At 61.0% G+C, this 13,057-nt stretch carries 14 protein-coding genes; 8 read left to right on the top strand and 6 right to left on the bottom strand.

The window, feature by feature from the left end; genetic code table 11:
• Nucleotides 1–32: 32 nt before the first annotated feature.
• Together PM3016_RS05390 and PM3016_RS05385 are read left to right on the top strand one after the other, a co-directional pair.
• Nucleotides 33–224: a YycC family protein gene (locus PM3016_RS05390; RefSeq protein ID WP_014368682.1), complete on the top strand. Its 192-nt coding sequence runs from the start codon at nucleotides 33–35 to the stop codon at nucleotides 222–224.
• Nucleotides 225–232: 8 nt separating this feature from the next.
• Complete coding sequence (locus PM3016_RS05385) at nucleotides 233–478, top strand: hypothetical protein (RefSeq protein ID WP_013917333.1); 246 nt, start codon at nucleotides 233–235, stop codon at nucleotides 476–478.
• A 182-nt stretch (nucleotides 479–660) separates the two neighbouring features.
• Here PM3016_RS05385 and PM3016_RS05380 read toward each other — a convergent pair whose 3' ends face one another.
• Both PM3016_RS05380 and PM3016_RS05375 read right to left on the bottom strand, forming a co-directional pair.
• Entirely contained in the window at nucleotides 661–1,359 is a 699-nt protein-coding gene (locus PM3016_RS05380) for a DUF2225 domain-containing protein (RefSeq protein ID WP_013917332.1), read from the bottom strand.
• A gap of 36 nt (nucleotides 1,360–1,395) precedes the next feature.
• On the bottom strand, nucleotides 1,396–1,776 hold the full coding sequence (locus PM3016_RS05375) for a globin domain-containing protein (RefSeq protein ID WP_014368681.1): 381 nt from the start codon (nucleotides 1,774–1,776) through the stop codon (nucleotides 1,396–1,398).
• Nucleotides 1,777–2,263: 487 nt separating this feature from the next.
• Between PM3016_RS05375 and ylbJ the strand changes: the two genes are divergently transcribed.
• From ylbJ to PM3016_RS05355, 4 genes are all read left to right on the top strand, one after another.
• Complete coding sequence (gene ylbJ, locus PM3016_RS05370; protein ID WP_013917330.1) at nucleotides 2,264–3,511, top strand: sporulation integral membrane protein YlbJ; 1,248 nt, start codon at nucleotides 2,264–2,266, stop codon at nucleotides 3,509–3,511.
• Between the two features lie 225 nt (nucleotides 3,512–3,736).
• Nucleotides 3,737–6,271 (top strand): alpha-glucan family phosphorylase, encoded by a 2,535-nt coding sequence (glgP, locus tag PM3016_RS05365; RefSeq protein ID WP_014368679.1) that lies wholly within the window; start codon nucleotides 3,737–3,739, stop codon nucleotides 6,269–6,271.
• Nucleotides 6,272–6,470: 199 nt separating this feature from the next.
• The gene (locus PM3016_RS05360) at nucleotides 6,471–7,154 is read left to right on the top strand and encodes a PilZ domain-containing protein (RefSeq protein ID WP_013917328.1); all 684 of its coding nucleotides are present in this window, start codon (nucleotides 6,471–6,473) and stop codon (nucleotides 7,152–7,154) included.
• 28 nt (nucleotides 7,155–7,182) lie between these two features.
• Nucleotides 7,183–7,998, top strand: coding sequence for an NAD kinase (locus PM3016_RS05355; protein ID WP_013917327.1), 816 nt, complete (start codon nucleotides 7,183–7,185; stop codon nucleotides 7,996–7,998).
• Between the two features lie 206 nt (nucleotides 7,999–8,204).
• On the opposite strand, the gene PM3016_RS05350 is transcribed toward PM3016_RS05355, so the two are convergent.
• The 3 genes from PM3016_RS05350 to lipA all read right to left on the bottom strand — a co-directional run bounded on the left by PM3016_RS05350 (nucleotide 8,205) and on the right by lipA (nucleotide 10,255).
• Entirely contained in the window at nucleotides 8,205–8,432 is a 228-nt protein-coding gene (locus PM3016_RS05350) for a hypothetical protein (protein WP_014649543.1), read from the bottom strand.
• 197 nt (nucleotides 8,433–8,629) lie between these two features.
• Nucleotides 8,630–9,358: a YutD family protein gene (locus PM3016_RS05345; protein ID WP_014368677.1), complete on the bottom strand. Its 729-nt coding sequence runs from the start codon at nucleotides 9,356–9,358 to the stop codon at nucleotides 8,630–8,632.
• Nucleotides 9,359–9,379: 21 nt separating this feature from the next.
• Entirely contained in the window at nucleotides 9,380–10,255 is an 876-nt protein-coding gene (lipA, locus tag PM3016_RS05340) for a lipoyl synthase (RefSeq protein ID WP_013917323.1), read from the bottom strand.
• 177 nt (nucleotides 10,256–10,432) lie between these two features.
• On the opposite strand from lipA, the gene larB reads away from it, so the two are divergent.
• Both larB and larC read left to right on the top strand, forming a co-directional pair.
• Nucleotides 10,433–11,320: a nickel pincer cofactor biosynthesis protein LarB gene (gene larB, locus PM3016_RS05335; protein WP_014368676.1), complete on the top strand. Its 888-nt coding sequence runs from the start codon at nucleotides 10,433–10,435 to the stop codon at nucleotides 11,318–11,320.
• Entirely contained in the window at nucleotides 11,317–12,357 is a 1,041-nt protein-coding gene (gene larC / locus PM3016_RS05330; RefSeq protein WP_013917320.1) for a nickel pincer cofactor biosynthesis protein LarC, read from the top strand. Before larB ends, larC begins: the two co-directional genes overlap by 4 nt.
• Nucleotides 12,358–12,532: 175 nt before the next feature.
• On the opposite strand, the gene larC2 is transcribed toward larC, so the two are convergent.
• Nucleotides 12,533–13,018: a nickel pincer cofactor biosynthesis protein LarC2 gene (gene larC2, locus PM3016_RS05325; protein WP_013917319.1), complete on the bottom strand. Its 486-nt coding sequence runs from the start codon at nucleotides 13,016–13,018 to the stop codon at nucleotides 12,533–12,535.
• Nucleotides 13,019–13,057 lie beyond the last annotated feature (39 nt).

Here is a 13,057-nt window from a genome sequence, read left to right as displayed (position 1 = left end):
TACCCCGAACGTATAATAAGGAGGCCCTATCCATGAGACCCCTGCAAATATCGCCCGACACGGCGCAAAAACTGGCCAAGGAGCTCGGCGTCCCGCTCGAGCACCTGATGCATATGCCGCAGCACATCCTGCTGCAGAAACTCGGTGAACTCGCGCGCAAAGAAGCGTCCCCTGCCGGAGAAGCCGCCAAGGAGCCGGCTGCAGGCGACGGCGCCAAGGAGTAACGAAGGCCATGATTCCATTCCAGAATACGTGGCCCTATGAGAGGATCGGGCAGGATGTCTATGTGCAGAACTGCCCGTTCTGCGGAGCGGATAACGTGCTGCTCGCCCTCAAACCCAGAGAGCTTGAGGATCTCAAGGACGGGGTCAAGAAGCTGCTCATTTTCCCCTGCTGCCGGGGCAAGCTCACGCTTGTCGGAGCCGATTCCGATTACCTGCTGGCTTCCCGGGCGCTCAGCCGTTCCGGCGGCCGCTGACTCCCAGCCTTCCCCCCGGGGCAGGTAGGCCTGACGAAGAGGGAGGCTCAGACGCCAAGAATAGCTTAACGCCGCTCAACAACAAAACGCACAGAGCCTGCGGACCGCTGCCGCAGCGTACTCTGTGCGTTTTGTTGATTGGGGAGTCAGCTCCCTCTGCATGAATCGGTAGAGCGGAATGCCTAAGTAAGCTCGGTCTCGTCGATCGGCTCCAGCTTGTCCGCCTGCATGTCCTCGCGGACAACCGCCCACTGCTCCCGGCAGGCGCGGATCATGCCGGCATCGTTGATCGACTTGTCGTTAATGACGCGCGTAAACCACTTGACGGCCGGCTTGTAATGCTTCAGCCGCCGGTTCAGCTCCCCCAGCAGATACATCAGCCGGGCGTTGTTCATCTCTCCGCCTTCGGTCTCGAAGGCCCGGGTATATTCGTCCAGCGCGAACTGCAGGAAGCGCTTCTCCTGCGCTTCATCTCCCTTTTCCCGGTAGAGCCAGGCGATATGGTGCAGCAGCCCCGCCGTCACCCGGGCGCTCTCCTTCACGATCTGCGCGCAGAGCAGAGCGAGCTTGTAGCTGTACAAGGCATCGCCCCAGGAACGCTCCCCGCCGTACTCCTTATAGTTCCACTGCGAACCGATCTTGCTGTGGAACGCTTCTTTCTCCGCCGCCGTGAGCTTCGTCTTGGAATTCTCCGTGCCCGCGAAGCCGCAGGAAGGACAGATCCGTACCACATAATACTCCGGATTGATATCCTTGTAATGCAGGCAGAAGTCCGTATCGGTACGGATGGTCTTCTTAAAGCTCGGTCTCACGCGGGAAGATTGAAATTCCTGGCCGCACTGGGGACAGGCCACTTTGACTTGGAATAAGGGTTCCACCATGCTAAGCCACTTCCTTTAATTCGTGTGTATCTATTCTCAGCTGTTCACAAAATGGTAGGCCGGGCCCTCCAGCCGCTGCAGCACCGCCTGCCGCAGCTCCTTCGCCATGCCCGTCTCCTCCAGCGCCTTCTCCATGCAGCCGAGCCATGCGGCCGCACGGGCGGGCGTAATCTCGAACGGGAGGTGTCTGGCCCGCATCATCGGATGGCCGTACTGGTTCGAATACAAAGGAGGCCCCCCGAAGAACTGGGTCAGGAACTGCCTCTGCTTCTCCATCACCGGAGTGATGTCCTCCGGAAAAAGCGGACCCAGCAGCGGGTGTGCCTGCACCTTCGGATAAAAGGCCTCCACGATGCGGCGGATGCCCTCTTCGCCTCCCATGGCTTCAAAAAATGTAATTCCCTGCTGTTCGGACAACGTTGTCTCTCCTCTCCCGCGCCGATGGTTCCCGGTGAATAACTCATTCTTAAATGAACTCAAAATTTCCCGGCCGTCCGCAGGCGGACCGCCGGTACGCAGCTCTGTGAGCTCAGGAAACCATCCTATCGAAAAAAAGATGCTACTGCAAGCTGCCTTAGCATCGTCATTTAGCAAGGTCTTATTGTGCCCCAAAAGCGTGTTCGATGCAGCTGACGCTACATATCCTCTTCACCGGAAGTCATCAGCGTCTCCCTAATGACATATACAAAAGCACATACGAGAATTCCAGCAATGACACCCATCATAAGGATCAACTCCCATTCTCATATTGGTACAATTGTACCACGAATAGTCCGAAAATTCAGCACTTTTCCGGCGGCCTTGCCTTATTTTCATGAGCTTTTCACGAAGGTCCTCCGGCATGTCTCCCCCCTCCCCTACATATATCAGAATGACAGGCTTACTCGGAAAGGATGTGGGTGCTGTGCGCCGCCGAATGTTACCCTTCTATGCCGCGACGCTGTTCGCAGTCACGCTTGCGGGCCTGATGCTGATCTTTCCTTCGGAGGCCCTGCGCGCCTCGCTCAAGGGCGTTTCGATCTGGTGGGATGTGCTGTTTCCCGCCCTGTTCCCCTTCTTCGTCATCTCCGAAATGATGCTTGGCGTGGGCATCGTTCACTTCTTCGGCACCCTGCTCGATCCGCTCATGCGGCCGCTGTTCCGTGTCCCCGGCATCGGGGGCTTCGTCATGGCCATGGGGTTCGCCTCCGGTTATCCCATCGGCGCCCGCCTGACCGCCCAGCTGTGGGAGCAGCGGCTCGTAAACCGGGAGGAAGGCGAACGCCTCGTCGCCTTCACCACCTCCTCGGACCCCATCTTCCTGATCGGCGCCGTGGCCGTGGGCTTCTTCCATGACGCCGCCCTGGCCGGCGTCCTCGCCGCCGCGCATTACGGGTCAGCGGTGCTGATCGGCCTCCTGATGCGGTTTCATGGCAAGCCGGGGGCGGGTAATAACGCTCAACCCGTGCCTGCCGGCTCTTCCGGGCCGATCTCCGGGAGGGGGCTGTGGCAGCGCGCGTTCGATGCCATGCACGAAGCGAGGATGAAGGACGGACGGCCGCTTGGCGTCATGCTGCAGAAAGCGCTGGGTTCCGGGCTGCAGCTCATGTTCGTGGTGGGCGGGCTGGTCGTGTTTTTCTCCGTCGTCATGGAGGTCATGAGCTCCGCCCATATCATGAACCTGCTCTATGCCGGAGCCGAATCGATCCTGCGGCTGTTCGCTCTTCCGGCTCCGCTGGCCGAGGCCGTGGTAGGCGGATTCTTCGAGGTGACGATCGGCTCCAAAGCGGCCGGCGGCGCAGCGGGCATCCCCGAGATTTACAAAGCGGCCATCGCCGCCTGGGTGCTCTCTTGGGGCGGTCTCTCGGTCCATGCCCAGATCGTCTCCCTGCTTCATCAGACCGATCTCCGCTACGCTCCCTTTGCCGCCGCCCGGCTGCTGCACGGCGTGCTCGCCGCCCTGCTGGTGCTGCTGCTCTGGGAGCCGCTCTCCCCCGCCCTCTCGGTCTGGTCCGTCCTGCCCGAGCCTGAAGTCACCCGGCCGGTCAGCACCCTGCTGCGCCATACGCTCCCTGCGGCCGGATCTCTGTTCGCCGCCATGCTCGGTGTCCTGCTGCTGCTATCCTTCCTGCTTTCCTTTGGCAAACGAGGTATGAACCCCCGCTCCAGATAAAATACTACTGTACTGAATGCCAAGGAACGGGCCTGCAGGGCGGTCAGCCTCCGGCCGCGGCCGGGCTCCGAACCGAAGGGCAGCCTGACAACGGCCGCATCTGTCCGCTCAAGTTCACTCCGGGCCGGCATGCTCCCGAGCCGAGTCCGTCCGACCCGGAACAGTTCAACGTGTCCCGCGCCTCCCGAAGCCGGGAACGTAAAAATGGGGGTAGAGGTGAAACCTATGCTTACGAAGTTCCAAGCCCGCAATATCAAGCTTCCGGCCCGGCTCCGCCGCTTGTCGGAGCTCGCTTACAACCTGTGGTTCAGCTGGAATGACAGCGCCCTGTCCCTGTTCTCGCGGATTGATCCGGTACTCTGGAACCAGTATCAGCACAACCCGGTCCGTCTGCTGACCGAGATCGATCCCGCCGTACTCGAGAAGCGGGCGCAGGACAGCGGCTTCCTCAAAACGATGGACGCCGTACTGAACGAGTACGACGAGTATATGGCGGCTTCGACCTGGTTCAGCCAGCAGTATCCGCAGCATACGCGGCAGGCGATCGCCTATTTCTCCGCCGAGTTCGGCTTCCATGAGTCGCTCCCGATCTACTCGGGGGGCCTCGGGGTGCTGGCCGGGGACCACTGCAAGTCCGCCAGCGATCTGGGGATTCCTCTTGCGGGCATCGGGCTCCTCTACAAGAAAGGCTATTTCAATCAGAAGCTGGACGGACACGGAGCCCAATTCGCCGAGAGCGTGTCCTATGATTTTGACAAACTCCCGATCATCCCGGCCTATGTGCCCGCAGAAAACGGCGCTGCCCCGGGCGAAGAGCTGTATGTTACCGTCGCGGTCGCCGACCGGGAGGTCCGCCTCAAGGTATGGCAGGTGCAGGTCGGCCGCAACCCGGTCTACCTCCTCGATGCCGACCTCGAGGTCAACAGCCCGTGGGACCGCGAACTGACCGCGCAGCTCTACGGGGGCAACCAGGATACACGGATTGCGCAGGAGATTCTCCTGGGCGTAGGCGGGGTCAAGGCGCTGCGGGCCCTCGGTCTGCCGACCGGCGCTTACCACATCAACGAAGGGCATGCCGCCTTCCTGGCCTTCGAGCGGATCCGGGAGCAGCTTGACAAGGGTCTGCCCTTTCATGTGGCGCTGGAGATCATCCGGGCCTCGACGGTGTTCACGACCCATACGCCGGTGCCGGCGGGCCATGACGCCTTCCCGATGGCGATGTTCGATTACTACTTCAGCCGCCTGTTCCATGACTATGCCCAGCACAGGGAAGCGTTCAGGCAGCTCGGCTATGACCAGGGCAAGAATGCGTTCAACATGACGTACCTCGCCATGAATGCGGCGGCCCTGCGCAACGGGGTAAGCAAGCTGCACGGGCACGTCTCCCGGGAGATGTTCCGAGCCTTCCACGGCGATATCGACGTGCGTGAGGTCCCGATCGGCCATATCACCAACGGCATTCACCTGCCGACCTGGCTCGCCCCCGAGCTCAAGGAGCTGTACAGCCGCTTCCTGCCCGGCACGTGGACCCTGAACCAGGCGAATCCGGATCTCTGGGAGAAAATCAATCTCATCCCGGATGAATCCCTGTGGTCTGTCCACAAGAGTCTGAAGGAGAAGCTGGTCCTCCACGCCCGTGCGAACCTGCGCGAGCACCGGCGCCGCAACAGCATGACCGCGGAGCGGATCGAGGAAGTGCGCGAGTACCTGAACCCCGATGCCCTGACCATCGGGTTCGCAAGACGGTTCGCGACCTATAAGCGGGCCAATCTGATCTTTGGTGACCTGGATCGGCTCGACCGGCTGGTGAATGATCCGGAGCGCCCGGTGCAGTTCCTCTTCGCGGGCAAGGCCCATCCGGCGGACCACCCCGGCCAGGAGCTCATCCGCGAGATCTACCGGGTCTCCCAGATGGACCGTTTCCGCGGCAAGGTCGTGCTGCTCGAGAATTACGACATGAACCTGGCCCGATATCTCGTACAGGGCGTCGACGTCTGGCTCAACAACCCGCGCCGTCCTTATGAAGCCAGCGGCACCAGCGGCGAGAAGGCGGCGATGAACGGCGTCATCAACTTCAGCGTACTCGACGGCTGGTGGGAGGAAGGCTACGACGGCACCAACGGCTGGAGCATCGAAGCGAACAACGAAGCGGACTTCGAGACCCAGGAGCGGGAGAATACCGAATCGATCTACCGTGTGCTCGAGGAAGAGATCGTACCGCTGTACTACAGCGAGAGCGGCGTGCCGTCGCCATGGGTAAAGCGGATGAAGCGCTCGATCGTCACCTTGGCGCCGATGTACAACACCGACCGGATGGTGATGGATTATACCAACGTGACCTATGTCCCTTCCCTGCAGCGGACCCAGCATTTCGTCGCCAACGAGCATGAGGAAGCGACGAAGGTGGCCGACTACAAGCGGTTCATCCGTGAGAACTGGCACCATGTCCGCATCGTCGAAGTCAATGACGGGGGGACGGTCCAGAACGCGGAGAAGGAAGTGACGGCCACCGTCAAATTCGGTCCCGTCTGGTACAAGGACACGGCCGTAGAAATTCTGTATTATGAAGAGCGTCCCGGGGGCTGGGAGCCGGTGCTCGTCCCCATGGAGCCCGCCCGCGAGCTCGAAGAGCGGACGGTGCTCTACCGGGCGAGAATTCCGGGACACCTGAAGCATGGAGCGCACTTCTCCGTGCGGGTTCACCCCGTCTCGGCGAACTTCATCCGGCGCTTCGAGCTGCCGCTGCTGACCTCACTGTAACCCCCGTGTCCCTTCAACCAAGCTGCCGCCGGCAGCTTGGTTTTTTGCACGCTGAGGAAGGCGCTTACCGGTCATCCGGCGGCTGAGCGGACGGGGATTCCAGTACGGAAGGCATTTGTTTTCTCCCCCATAATAAATTATGATGGAACTAACAAAGAGACAGAGGGGTTCCCACTAATGAACACGCAGGTGATCGCTCATGAAATGGAACCAAGCATTAGAGACCGGCACACTGCCGGTCCCCGGGAGCTGCACCCTTGTCTTCGTCGGCGAGACGAAGGAAGGGCTGCCCTTCTGCTATGAGGACGAGTTTCGGCTTGTCCGGGCCGACGGGGAACGGATGACCGTCACCCTCGAAACTCCGGCGGTCCACCCTCTGGAGAAGCTGCATCACGTCAGCTTCGTTGAATTCTCTTACCGGGCGAACGGCATTCTTCATCATGCCCTGGTGGAGCTGCAGCAGCTTGAGCTGCGCCGCAGCCTGTGCACCCTGACGCTGTCCGCTCCCGAGGTGCTCCGGAAGGCTTCCCACCGGAAGCATGAGCGGGCCCCGCTAGGGGTCCGCACGCCGGTGACCTGCCGCATTGTCGGCATCCGGGGACAGACGGCACCGCAGGGCGTCGCCTTCACCGGGCAGATTCTCGACTTGTCCGTGGGCGGCATCTCGTTCGTCACGCCGGTCCGGCTTTTCCCTGCACTCGAGCTGGATTTCACGTTCGTGCTGCCGCCGCTCGAACAGAAGCTGAGCGCCGGCGGCGAAGTCGTCCGGGTGTCGCACTTCGGGAGCGACGCTTACCGGGTGGCCGTCCGCTTCCGGCATGTGCCGGAGAGTCTGGCGGCTCTGATTGACCAGTACTGCATCGCCACGACGGCCGAAGGCTGACGGGGCGTATTTATAGGAGGGCAACCGTTTGAAATACAATGTGGTTCACCGCGGCGATGAGATTTCATTCCAGTTGATGCATACTTTCCACAAGCTGATTCAAGCGCACGGGCTCATTCATGAGGAGGAGCAGCCGGATATCGTCCTGTCGATCGGCGGGGACGGAACCCTGCTGCACGCCTTCCACCGGTACAAGGAACAGCTCGACCATATCTCCTTCGTCGGCATTCATACCGGCCGCCTCGGCTTCTTCGCGGACTGGAAGCCCGACGAAGTCGAGCTGCTCGCCCAGCTCATGGGAGAGAGCGCCAAGCAGAACGATCTGCGGGTCGTCAAGTATCCGCTGGTCGAGATCCAGATCACGACGGGCGCCGGCCATATCGAGACGGAGCTTGCACTCAACGAGTTCACGCTGAAGGGCGTGGACGCCACCCTGGTCGCCCAGCTGCACATCAACGACGAGCTGCTCGAGACATTCCGAGGCGACGGCATCTGCATCTCCACGCCGTCCGGCAGCACCGCGTACAACAAAAGCCTAGGAGGCGCCATTGTCCATCCTTCCCTGGATGCGATTCAGATCGCCGAGATCGCTTCGATCAACAACCGGGTCTACCGGACGCTCGGATCGCCGATCCTGCTGCCGAAGCACCATCACTGCGACATTACACCGCGGACGAACCAGAACATCGTGCTCTCTCTGGATCATGTGTACATGCAGCGTAGCGATATCGTCTCAATCCGGAGCATGGTAGCCGCCGGCAAGAAGGTCAAATTCGCCCGCTTCCGCCCGTTCCCCTTCTGGAGCCGGGTCCGCGAGGCATTTATCGGGTACGATATGATGTGAGCAGGAGGCTTCACCGCTTGTGTTAAGAAGCGGATCGATGCGCTGCATGGCAATCCTCCTCTACGAATCAAAGCCGCTGCTTCTGGAAGCAGCGGCTTCTTGTTCATATGTCAGAAAGGAGCACCCGCAGACGCGCTGTTCCGACATCTGAAATGTGTAATAAACGCGCACCGCCCTTACAGATCGGCAGGGCCGTTTATCTTATCCTAGTCATCCTTCCGCCGGGGAGGAACGCCGGGCCTCTGCTCCGACTCCATGAAGGCGCTCTCTTCTTCGGTTCCGGAATCGATCTCCCGGCGGCCCATGACCATTCCCGCACTGATTCCGCCGACCATGATGACAGCAACGATACCCGCCACCAGACCAACCCCTGCAGGCTGTCCGGCGGAGGCATACAGAGCATAGGTCAGCGGCATGTCCATCCACAGCTCCAAAGGTCACTCTACTCCTTCTGTTCATCTCACGCTGTATCGCTGTACTGATTATATCACCGTCCTGGGCCCCTAGACCTAAAATTTACTTTAGCTTTACAGTACCTTCCTCCACGAGAGTTACATTCTTATCAAAAAAGCTCCGCCCGCTCTCCGCACAACCGTGCGAAAAGCAGACGAAGCTGTAAATGCTGCCGGTATTACACGTTCGCGCGGGAGGATTCGGACTTCGGCTTGGATGAAGATCCGCCTCCCGGGGAAGAACCCCGGCCCTGCTTGCCGCCGCCCTGATGACCGCGGGATTCTCCGCTCTGCTGGCCCTTGGGCCCCGAGCCGTGATGACCACCGCCGCCTCCGTGCGGCCGGCCTTGACGGCCTTCGCCGCCGCGACCGCCGCCCTGCCGGCCGCGTCCGCCCTGGTGATCGCCGCCGCCTTGACGGCCGCCGTGACTCCGCTCGCGGTTCTGCGGGCCATGCCGGTTCGGCTGGTAAGCCTGCCGGTAAGGCGCCGCCCCGGCAGCTGCCGGAGCATCGCTCCCCTTGCCGGCCTCCGCAGCGGGACGCTCCGTCCCTTCGCCTTCGGCTGCGGGGACAGGTACGGGTGCGCTGTCGTCGTATATGCCTTCGGGATAGCTCTCACCCGGACCAAGCTGCTTGCTGGCCACTTTCTCGATGATGAAATAAGCGCACCCGAAGTTGCAGTATTCGTTGAGATAATCCTGCAGGGTCGAGATCGACGAATCGCGGGTGGCCTTCGGATGGTTGTCCTTGAAGAACCCGCGCAGCCTGAGCTGGCTGTAGCCCCAATCCCCGACAATATAATCATAGCGCTCCAGCACCTCGCTGTACCGCTCGCGGAATGCTTCAAAGCGCCAGCCGTTCTTGTGATCAACGATCACTTCGTAACTCTTGCCCGCAATATGGATCACAATGCTTGCCTCCCCTGGGGTTTACGAATGCTGCGCCGATTGGACTTGTTCGTGAGCGTGGTAGGAGCTGCGTACGAGCGGGCCGGACTCCACATGGGAGAAACCACGCTTCAGGCCTTCCTGCTTCAGTTCGGAGAACTGCTCCGGCGTATAGTACTGCGATACGGGCAGGTGCTGCAGGCTCGGCTGCAGGTATTGGCCGATCGTCATGATATTGCAGTCGACGGCACGGAGATCGTCCATCGTCTTCAGAATCTCGCTCCACTCTTCGCCGACGCCGAGCATAATGCTCGATTTGGTCGGAATGGACGGCGCGATCGTCTTCGAGCGCTGAAGCAGCTCGAGGGAGCGGGCGTACTTGGCCTTGGCCCGGACCTTATCCGAGAGGCGTTCGACCGTCTCCATGTTGTGGTTGAGGATGTCGGGCTTCGCGTCCAGCACGATGCGCAGTGATTCCTCATCCCCCTGAAAATCCGGAATGAGCACTTCCACGCCGGCCAGCGGCAGACGTCTGCGGATGGCGCGGATCGTCTCTGCGAAGATCGAGGCCCCCCCGTCCTTGAGATCGTCCCTCGCCACCGATGTTACGACGACGTGGCGCAGTCTCATGCCTTCGGCCGCCTCGGCCACGCGCTCCGGCTCCTGCAAATCGAGCTCCGTCGGCAGGCCGGTCTTCACCGCGCAGAAGCGGCAGGCCCGGGTGCAGATATCGCCGAGAATCATAAAGGTGGCCGTTCCGCTTGCCCAGCATTCGTGGATATTCGGGCATTTCGCTTCCTCGCACACCGTATGGAGCGTTTTGCTCCGCATCATATTTTTGAGTTCCTTGTAGTTATCTCCGGTGGCCAGCTTGACTTTAAGCCAGTCCGGTTTGCGCTCTATAGATGAAGTCGCCATGGCTGCTCCCCTGCTTTCCGAGAATGCGGATCTATCCGATAAAAATTACTTTTCTCTGTTCCACTTATTATATCACGAATGGCGTAACAATCCACTTTTGAAATTACGCAGAGGACGGGAAGTATGATACACTAAGGAATGTGTGTTTAAAGGTTTAAAGGAGGATGTCCCGAAGCCATGATGAATTCCTTACATATTCTAAAGCTCGTTCGTTCAGGTGATCTTGACATAGATGAAGCCCAGCGTCTGCTGGAGGAAGGCTTCTCAGGATCGGCCGTCTACAATGCCGCCGAGATGGACAAAGCCTGCGCAGAGACGGCCCCGGGCAAGCAAGCCCCGGCGGCCAAGCCTCCCGTACAGGCTGCAAGCCTGGAAGCGCAGGAGGTAGACGATTCGCTCGGCTACGCCGCCATCGACCTCAGCCGCCCGTCACGGACCGGCTTCCCCGAGGTGATCTACGGAGAAGGCAAGACTGCGGTGCAGATCGCGGAGATCTTCGCCCGCATGACGCCCCACACCGCCCGGGTGCTCGCCACCCGCGTCGATGCCGACAAGGCCGCTTATGTGCTCGAGCAGGTGCCCGGCGCGGAATACCACCCCGAGGCGCGGGCCGTCACCTGGACGCGGCCGGGAACGCAGCCGGAAGGCGGCGGGTACATTGCCGTGCTGGCTGCCGGCACGTCCGACCTGCCCGTGGCCGAAGAGGCGGCCATCACCGCCGAGAGCATGGGCTGCCGCGTCGAGCGCATCTATGATGTCGGCGTGGCCGGCATCCACCGGCTGTTCCGCCGCCTTCCCGAGATCCGCGGCGCAAGCGCTATCGTGGTCGCCGCCGGCATGGAAGGGGCGCTGGCCAGCGTGGTCGGCGGGCTCGTGTCGGTGCCGGTCATCGCCGTGCCGACCAGTATCGGCTACGGCGCCAGCTTCCACGGCATGGCGGCCCTGCTCTCCATGCTCAATGCCTGTGCTCCCGGCATCTCGGTGGTCAATATCGATAACGGATTCGGGGCAGGTTACAATGCGGCGCTGATTCACCACAACCAACTGAAGAGGGATGAGCCATGAAACTACTGTATCTCGATTGCTTCTCCGGCATCAGCGGAGACATGACGCTTGGCGCTCTCGTCGATGCGGGAGCCGACAGGGAATACATTGAGGAAGAACTGCGCCGCATCAAGATCGAGCCTTTCTCGCTCGAGTGGAAGCGGGTCAACAAGCGCGGCATCTCGTCCTTGAAGATGGATGTGCTGCTCGATCCGAATACCCCGCCGAAGCAGCATCGGCACTATTCGGAGATCGTACGGATGATCGAAGGCGCCGGCTTCAACGACCGGGTCGTCAAGCTCAGCCTCTCGATCTTCGAGAAGATCGGCGTGGCGGAAGCGAAGATTCACAACATTCCGATTGAGAAGGTCCACTTCCATGAGGTCGGAGCCATCGATTCGATTGTCGATGTCATCGGCACGGCGCTGGCGATCGACTCCCTGCGGATCGAGAAAATCCTCTCGTCCGCCGTGCCGCTCGGCTCCGGCACCGTCCACTGCGACCACGGGATCTATCCCGTGCCGGCACCGGCCACGCTGGAGATGATGCGGGGCCTTCCGATCCTGCCTACCTCCCATGCGCTGGAGATGACGACGCCGACGGGCGCAGGCATTGTCGCCGGCCTCGTGGATGAGTTCGCGAAGAGCCTGCCGCCGATGATCGTCGAGACGATCGGCTACGGAGCGGGCACCCGCGACCTGCCCAACCAGCCGAACGTGCTTCGCGTAGTGGTGGGCCAGTCCGACCCGTACCTGAACAAATACCACGTGCATCATGAGGAAATCCATCACGAGCACGATCATCATCACCATCACCACCAGGATCCGGACCACCATCACCACGGTCATACGCATGCGCATGACCACCATCATGAGCATTCCCACGGACATTCCCATGAGCATCATCATGAGCATGGTCACGACCATCCTCACGAGCACGGTCATGAGCATCATTCCCATGATCATACGCATACGCATGCTCCTGCTCATCCTCACTGCCATCCGGCCGAGCATATCCATGAGGGCCGGGATCCGAAGCCGGAGACCCACCGGCATTAGACGGCGGAAGGCCGGCGGCCGGCGCACGGGAAGTGGCGAAGGACCGGCAGCATATCACCAGGGGTTATTCCGGCGGCTCCGCTGCGTGCCAATGAGGATGGCCCCTATATCAGCAAAGAAGCGGCTTCCCGCCGGGGAGCCGCTTCTTTGCGTATGCTGATGCACCTGGGGCCGGTCAATCCGGCCCGCCTGCAGCCTGCTGCAGGAAGCGAAGCCGCACTTCGTCATAGACCCGCTTCAGAGGTACGCCTCCGGCTTTCGCCGCCCGTTCGCAGTCCTTGAACTCGGGCGCGAACTGGACCAGCTCTCCCCGGTGGAAGCCGGCCTTGACGGAGACGGTTCCCCAAGGCGTCTCGATCTCGTGGAAGCTGCGTCCCAGGCGGTGGCAGGCCATGCGGCCGTACCGCAGCCCGAGCGTCGTCGTCTCCCGGAAGATGACCGTCTCCATCCGGCCCGCCGACGCCTCGTCCGTCAGGACATTGAGCATGACGCCGGGGCGCCCTTTTTTCATAATGATCGGTATCCAAAACACATCGTGCGCCCCCTGCTCGAACAGCAGGTCGGTTACATACGAAGTGATCTCCGGATTCATATCGTCCAGGTTCGCCTGGATCATCAGCATGCCCTCATCGACATGCTCCTCACGGTGCTCGAAACCCATGCCGCATCCCTCCCAGCCCTCATCATAGCAGACTCCCCT

Origin of the sequence: Paenibacillus mucilaginosus 3016, from assembly GCF_000250655.1 — a bacterium.
GTDB lineage: Bacteria > Bacillota > Bacilli > Paenibacillales > NBRC-103111 > Paenibacillus_G > Paenibacillus_G mucilaginosus.
The sequence above is the reverse complement of the archived record's forward strand: the minus strand, read 5'-3'. Positions and strand labels throughout refer to the sequence as shown.

Bases quoted from the DNA above. Each gene is read 5' to 3' on its own strand.
- PM3016_RS05390 (WP_014368682.1), top strand. From the start codon at position 33: ATGAGACCCCTGCAAATATCGCCCGACACGGCGCAAAAACTGGCCAAG.
- PM3016_RS05385 (WP_013917333.1), top strand. From the start codon at position 233: ATGATTCCATTCCAGAATACGTGGCCCTATGAGAGGATCGGGCAGGAT.
- PM3016_RS05380 (WP_013917332.1), bottom strand. From the start codon at position 1,359: ATGGTGGAACCCTTATTCCAAGTCAAAGTGGCCTGTCCCCAGTGCGGC.
- glgP (WP_014368679.1), top strand. From the start codon at position 3,737: ATGCTTACGAAGTTCCAAGCCCGCAATATCAAGCTTCCGGCCCGGCTC.
- PM3016_RS05360 (WP_013917328.1), top strand. From the start codon at position 6,471: ATGAAATGGAACCAAGCATTAGAGACCGGCACACTGCCGGTCCCCGGG.
- lipA (WP_013917323.1), bottom strand. From the start codon at position 10,255: ATGGCGACTTCATCTATAGAGCGCAAACCGGACTGGCTTAAAGTCAAG.
- larB (WP_014368676.1), top strand. From the start codon at position 10,433: ATGATGAATTCCTTACATATTCTAAAGCTCGTTCGTTCAGGTGATCTT.
- larC (WP_013917320.1), top strand. From the start codon at position 11,317: ATGAAACTACTGTATCTCGATTGCTTCTCCGGCATCAGCGGAGACATG.
- larC2 (WP_013917319.1), bottom strand. From the start codon at position 13,018: ATGGGTTTCGAGCACCGTGAGGAGCATGTCGATGAGGGCATGCTGATG.